At 64.8% G+C, this 6,237-nt stretch carries 3 protein-coding genes and 3 pseudogenes; 4 read left to right on the top strand and 2 right to left on the bottom strand.

Annotation, left to right across the window (positions count from 1 at the left end):
* Positions 1-573 (bottom strand): annotated as a pseudogene (locus VFL62_RS21155) (leucine zipper domain-containing protein); the annotation flags it as partial.
* Positions 574-746: 173 nt separating this feature from the next.
* Between VFL62_RS21155 and VFL62_RS21150 the strand changes: the two are divergent.
* The 3 genes and pseudogenes from VFL62_RS21150 to VFL62_RS26935 all read left to right on the top strand — a co-directional run bounded on the left by VFL62_RS21150 (position 747) and on the right by VFL62_RS26935 (position 3,196).
* Complete coding sequence (locus VFL62_RS21150) at positions 747-1,721, top strand: tyrosine-type recombinase/integrase (RefSeq protein WP_325174333.1); 975 nt, start codon at positions 747-749, stop codon at positions 1,719-1,721.
* Between the two features lie 458 nt (positions 1,722-2,179).
* Positions 2,180-2,824, top strand: coding sequence for a recombinase family protein (locus tag VFL62_RS21145; RefSeq protein ID WP_325174332.1), 645 nt, complete (start codon positions 2,180-2,182; stop codon positions 2,822-2,824).
* Positions 2,778-3,196: pseudogene (locus tag VFL62_RS26935) on the top strand (DUF4158 domain-containing protein). The gene VFL62_RS21145 and the pseudogene VFL62_RS26935 overlap by 47 nt, the downstream one beginning before the upstream one ends.
* A 168-nt stretch (positions 3,197-3,364) precedes the next feature.
* Here the strand turns inward: VFL62_RS26935 and VFL62_RS21135 are convergent.
* Positions 3,365-4,744 carry an IS1380 family transposase gene (locus VFL62_RS21135; protein WP_325174335.1) on the bottom strand — a complete coding sequence of 460 codons (1,380 nt, stop codon included), beginning with the start codon at positions 4,742-4,744 and terminating at the stop codon, positions 3,365-3,367.
* Between the two features lie 207 nt (positions 4,745-4,951).
* Between VFL62_RS21135 and VFL62_RS26930 the strand changes: the two are divergent.
* Positions 4,952-6,237, top strand: a pseudogene (locus VFL62_RS26930) (alpha/beta hydrolase domain-containing protein); the annotation flags it as partial.

Below are 6,237 nucleotides of genomic sequence, written 5' to 3'. Positions count from 1 at the left end.
CGGGCGTTCTGCCTTGCCATCGGCCCGCTTCGCCCACAGATCGAGCTGGGTGTGATCGGCCTGCCAGATCTGGTTCGGGCGTTCGGCTTCACGCCGATGAACCAAGTCGTAGGCTTCGCGGTAGGCCCTCTCACCACTCAGGGCAAGGGTTTTGAGATCGTCGGGGATGGCGCGGATCACGTTGTAGATCGTGTGATATCCCGGCGGCGGCTCGCCGCGGGCCCGCGCGATGCGGCAGATTTCCCGATAAATCGCGCTGGGTCCGAGCGGCGGGCGTTCCAGCGCCAGCCCTTCGGCGAGGCGGCGCAGATCGTCCGCTACGCGACGCCGCTTTCCATGGTCGATGCGGCCAGCGCGGATCAGCCCGGTCAGGCCAAACCGCCGATATCGGCTGACCCAGCGCTGAGCCGTCCGCAGCGGCAGCGACGCCTCCCGGGCGACGCCCGAAAGCGGTGCATCCTGTTCAAGATGTGGGCGAAGCTTGCGGTATCGCTCCAGGGCGCGCTCGCGCTGTCGTTCCGGCAGCTCGGTCAGGACGACGCCCGTCGTGGCGTTGCCGGCAGGGGTTGTCATAGCCCAGCTTACGCCAGATAATGTTCAAAATTCTACGCCACTTAATCTTCAAAATGACACCGATCCGCGCATTTCGGCGGTCCTGCTCTACGTGATAATCGGGGTTATCACGTGTCCGTTGCCATGGGTCGAATCGGGAACTAAGAAGGGAGGAACACGGGGGCCAGGAGACTATGATCGACGACACCACCAACTTGCCAACCCCGACCGACACCGGCCGCGGCCGGGTGTCGACGCTCGAGCAGCTCGCCGACATCCCCGAAGAAACCATCTGGCTGCAGAAGCAGAAGAGCGCGCGGACGCGGCGCGCCTACCGTCTGGACGTGCAGCACTTCATGCGCACGCTCGGGATCACCACGCCGGCGCAATTGCGCCAGGCCGACCACAAGGCGGTGATCGCCTGGGAACGCTTCATGCGCGAGGTCGAGGGTGCCGCTTCGTCGACGATCCGCCGCCGGCTCGCGGCGCTGTCGTCGCTCTACAAGCACCTGGTTCGCTACGGCCACGCCGCGCGCAATCCGGTCGGCGAGGTCGAGCGACCGGCGATCAATCGCGACGAAGGCTCCACGCTCGCCTTTTCGAAGACGCAGGCCCGCAAGGTGCTCGACGCGCCAGCCGAGGACACGGTCGCAGGCCTCCGCGATCGCGCGATCCTCTCGGTCGGCTTGCAGGTCGGTTTGCGCCGCGCCGAGATCGCCGCGCTGAAGGTTGGCGACCTGCACCAGAACCGCGGCTACGATTCGTTGCGCGTGTCGCGCAAGGGTGGAAAGCGCGACGCGCTTGCGATTAACCCGCAGACCGCGGCCCGGTTGCGCGCTTATCTCGACGCGGCCGGGCATATGGCCGACGTCGACGGGCCGCTGTTCCGGCCGCTCAGGCACAACGGCAAGCGCAACGAGCAACGCCGGCAGATGGACCCCGATGCGATCGACCGCGTGGTCCGGAAATACGCCGGCGAGCTCGGGCTCGATCGCGGCTACTCGGCGCACTCGATGCGCGCCACCTTCATCACCACCGCGCTCGAAAACGGCGCCCAGCTCGAAGACGTGCAGAAAGCCGCCGGGCATCGCGATCTGGGCACTACCAAACTATATGACCGACGGGGCTACAACCCCGAGAAGGCGGCGAGCTTTTTTGCGACGTATTAGGTTCCTGAATTGAACGGATGGAATTCGGCAACGAGTGTCATGAACGCTAGCCGGTTAGCCTGGAAAATTCTTTGCAGTCCTTAGATAAACAGAGCAGTAAAGCAGGTGATAATCGAGGGTCAACGAGGCCCGGCCGATGTGAAGTCGACGCACGCGGCGCGAGCAGTCTCGGTGAGAAAAGCATCTATCCATAGCTTGGCCAGAAGTAACGAAACGCTGCTCTGATACGCATAAACGGACAAAGGTGGAACGCCGCCCGGACGACGCTGATCAACCCCGAGCGTTTTAGCCATTGCGGTCTCGCGGTCGCGGCGGCCGGGGTGACGGCAAACATCTGATTCCCGACGGCCAGCCGGTGAGCTGGTTTTGGGGCCTGATCTGGACTCAAAACCTGCGCGACAAACCCTGTCGGAATGGGATAGTGTGCGGAAACCATTCTACCAGGGATTTCCGTACGCATGCTCATCGGTTACATGCGCGTTTCAACCGACGGCGATCGCCAGGTCCTGGATTTGCAGCGTGACGCCCTGCTGGCGGCGGGCGTCGATGACCGGCATCTGTTCGAAGATCGCGCCAGCGGCAGCCGCGACGATCGAACTGGCCTTGAAAAGGCGCTGGCCTTTCTCAAACCGGGCGATTGCCTGGTGGTGTGGAAGCTCGACCGTCTCGGGCGATCGCTCTCCCATCTACTCGCGACGGTGAACGAATTGAAGAAGCGCGGGATCGCATTCCGCTCGCTGACCGAACAGATGGATACCACCACCCCACAGGGCGAATTCCTGTTCCATGTCTTCGGCGCGCTGGCGCAATTCGAGCGCTCGTTGATCCAAGAGCGGGTTCGCGCTGGCCTCGCCGCGGCGCGACGCCGCGGCCGACGCGGCGGGCGCCCGGTCGCGATCGACACCGAAAAAATGGCGGCCGTCGTCGCGGCGCTCGATGGGGGTGCGACGAAAGCCGCGGTCTGCCGCACCTTCGCGATCAAGCGCAGCACGCTCATCGACTCCCTGGCTCGGATCGGCTGGTCTGCCGGCGTAAAGCCGCAAGGGAGCAAGAGCGATGCGCCGCCAGCAATTGACCGAGACCCAAATCGCCGCGCTGTTTGATCCGCCCACGGAGCCGCGTGAACTCATCCGCCACTACACCTTGTCCGTCGGCGATCTCGTGATCGTTCATCGGTGTCGGGGCGAGCACAACCGTCTCGGTTGCGCACTGATGCTGTGCTATTTGCGCTATCCGGTCGTCCGCTGAGAGCCGGTGAGCGGCCGCCGGCAGAGCTGACGGCCTTTGTGGCAGAGCAGATTGACGCTCTTCCCACAGCGGTCGAGGCGTATCTCGCGGCGGAGCGCAACCGGCAGCGACACGCCATCGAATGCCAGGAACGGCTTCGGCTCCGCCCCTTCGGAAAACGCGCGGCGGCGGAACTCTCCGATGCCCTTCATCCGCAAGCCCTTGAGACGATCGGCTCTTCCGCCTAGCCCGGATTTCTCATATGGTGTTCGGAGATGGATTAGCGTGGAGCGGTAATCGCGCATTAGTGGTGCAGGACAAGGCGCGCAACCAGGGCGAGTCCCGGCGGGCGCAGTCTGGGCCGGTTTGGCCATCGGGCCGGTCCTGAGCGATGTCGGGATTGCGGTTGGGGGTGGTCAACGCGCCGCGGCGGTCAGCCGCGAGTGGGCCAGGGCGAACTCGCCTTGGTAAGGACAGCCCGAGGTCATGGCGATTTTGATGCGGCGCACGCTGATGCGGACGAGCGCGCCAATCTTCAATAGCCGGAGCCGGATCGTGCCGCCGGCGGCGGCGGCGAACTGGGTGTGCTGAAGGGCGATGCGGCGCAGTGCGCACAGCAGCACATAAGCCATCGACGCGAACCACAGACGTAACTGGTTGGCGCGCATTGTTTTGGCCGAGGTGCGGTCGGCAAACAGATCGAGCTGACACTCCTTGATCCGGTTTTCCATGTTGCCGCGGGCGCAGTAGATTTGCTCGTAGAGATGGCGGGCTTCGTGCTCGGCGCGGTCGAGCGAGGTAACGACAAAGCGCGGGTTGGCGGCGCCCGCTGTCCACTCGGCCTTGGCGATAACGCGGCGCTCGCGGCTCCAGCTGTCCAGTGTCGACCACAGAAAGTCCTTGAAGCGACGCGCCGGCTTGCCGGTGGCTTGGCTCTGCTGCTGGGCTTGGGCAAGCTCGGTTGCGATGGCGCCGACGAGCCGGCGATTGCGGGCCAAGCCAAACAGGTAAGCGACCCCGTTCAGTTCGCACCAGGCCATCAGCGCGTCGCGGGCAAACCCGGCATCGGCCCGCAGCAGAATGCGCACCCGCGGCCAGCGGGCGCGGATCTGGGTGACAATGCGCGCCACCTCCTCGACCGCGCCCGCACTGGCATCGATATTGGCGCGGCGCAGTTTGGCCGCCAACAGATGGCGCCCGCAGAAGATGTAGAGCGGCAAATAGCAATAACAGTCGTAATAGCCGTGGAAGAAGCGCCCCTCCTGATCGCCGTGCAGCGGATCGTCGGTCGCATCGAGATCGAGGATGATCTGCGCCGGCGGGTGCCGGTGCGCGTCGAGGAAGAGATCGACAAACACCGCTTCGATGGCCTGCGGATCATGGCCGATCTTGTGATAGGGGGTCGGCTCTTGCTTGCCCAATTCGAGGCGGTTGAGGGTCGATTTGCCGGCCACCGGCGCGCAGTTCCGGCGCCGTGCCGCAAGCTTGCCGACCAATACCGCCATGATCGGGTCATGGCGCAGCGCGTCATGGTCAATAAGATCCTCGTAGCCCAGCGCAATTCCAAAAACCCGCTGGCCGACCAGCGTTGCCACGGTGTGCTCGACCAACTCTTTCGATCGGCTGTCGCTGAAACAGCGGGCAAATCGGTCGATCAACCCGATTGCCCGATCGGTCGCCCCCAGCAACAACCCACCGCCGTCCGAGGTCATCGTGCCGCCATCAAACCCAGCGACCACCGCGCGCCCTTCGACACGTGCAAACCCGAACAGATCCGCGCTACACTCTGTCGGCATCGGGATTCCCCCTGACCCTGAGACAAACCGTTCTGGCAACACGATTTTCTCAGATCCCGGAGCCCGATGCACCTACCCCTTATGAGAAATCCGGGCTAGGCGACAACAACATCCACGAGCTGTCCGAAGAGCGCTTCGTCGGCACGCTGGTCTATCCTGTTGCGGAGCCTGCCGGTGCGACGCTGACAGTACGCGAACACGAGGCCGATCCGCGTCACGCCGGCGGGTCTTGCGTGGCGTCTGGTCGACGACCGCCATGTCGAGATCACCCGACCGACCGCGCCGGGCTTCGACCACGGCGCGATCTTCGAGTTCGTCTACCGCGCGCGCGATCCGATCGTGATGGGTATCGGCTTTGCCGCGATCCGCGACATCGTCTCGTTCCTGCGGCACGAAACAAAAGACAATCCGCTGGCGCCGCAGGAGCGCCCGCGCATCGGGCACACGCTAGGTTTCGGCATCTCGCAGAGCGGCCGCGTGCTTCGTGATTTGGCGCATCTCGGGTTCAACCAGGATCTTGCGGGACGCTAGGTGTTCGACGGCATCTTTCCCGTCGTGGCGGGATCGCGACGCACCTGCGTCAACTGGCAGTTTGCGCAGGCCGGTCGCTATTCGCGCCAGCACGAGGATCACTCTTACGGCGACGACCAGTTCCCGTTCAGCTATCCGACGCTGACCGATCCGATCAGCGGTCGGAGTGGCGGCATCCTGCAGCGCGCCCATGATGCTGGCGTGTGCCCGAAGGTGCTGCATCTCGATACCGAAAGCGACTTCTGGCAGGCGCGCAGTTCGCTCATAGCGACCGATACCAGCGGCGGCGACATCGCCATGCCGGACGAGGTGCGGGTCTATACGGTAAGCGGTGTGTCGCATGCGCCGTTTCGGCCCTTGACCAAGCCGGTCATGCAGCTTCCCGGCAATCGGCTCGGTTACGGCGCATTTATGCGTGCGCTGCTGGTCGCGCTGTTTGAGTGGTGGAGCACGGCACCGCACCGCCGCACGGCCGCTTCCCGTCGCGCGCCGACGGCACGCTGGTGCCGCTCGCAGAGGCCCGCCGGACATTCCCCCGGCTGCCAGAAGTGAAATACCCGAACGTCCTGAACGAGCTGCGGCTGCGGGACCACTCGGTTGAACGGCCGCTCGAGAGCACGGGTTACCCGGTGTTCGTGCAATCGACTGATGCCGACGGCAACGCCCTCGGGGGCATCCGCCACCCGTTGCTCGCGGCACCATTGGACACGCATGCCGGCTGGTCAGTGCGCGCGAAGGGCTATGGCGAGGGTGAACTGTTCACGATTCAGGGGTCGATGATCCCGTTCGCGCAGACCGAAGCCGAGAGGCTGCGGGCCGACGGTCCGCGGCCTTCCCTCGAAGCGCGCTACGCATCGCGTGATGCCTGGGCCGCGCGACTGGCCGAGGCCACGGATCGCCTCATTGCCGAGCGGCTGCTGCTGGCCGAGGATGGCCACCGGCTGGTGGCGGCGGTGCGCGAG

Origin of the sequence: Bradyrhizobium sp. (assembly GCF_035701725.1) — a bacterium.
In the GTDB taxonomy this organism is placed as follows: domain Bacteria; phylum Pseudomonadota; class Alphaproteobacteria; order Rhizobiales; family Xanthobacteraceae; genus Bradyrhizobium.
This window is presented reverse-complemented; position numbering and strand designations above follow the sequence as displayed.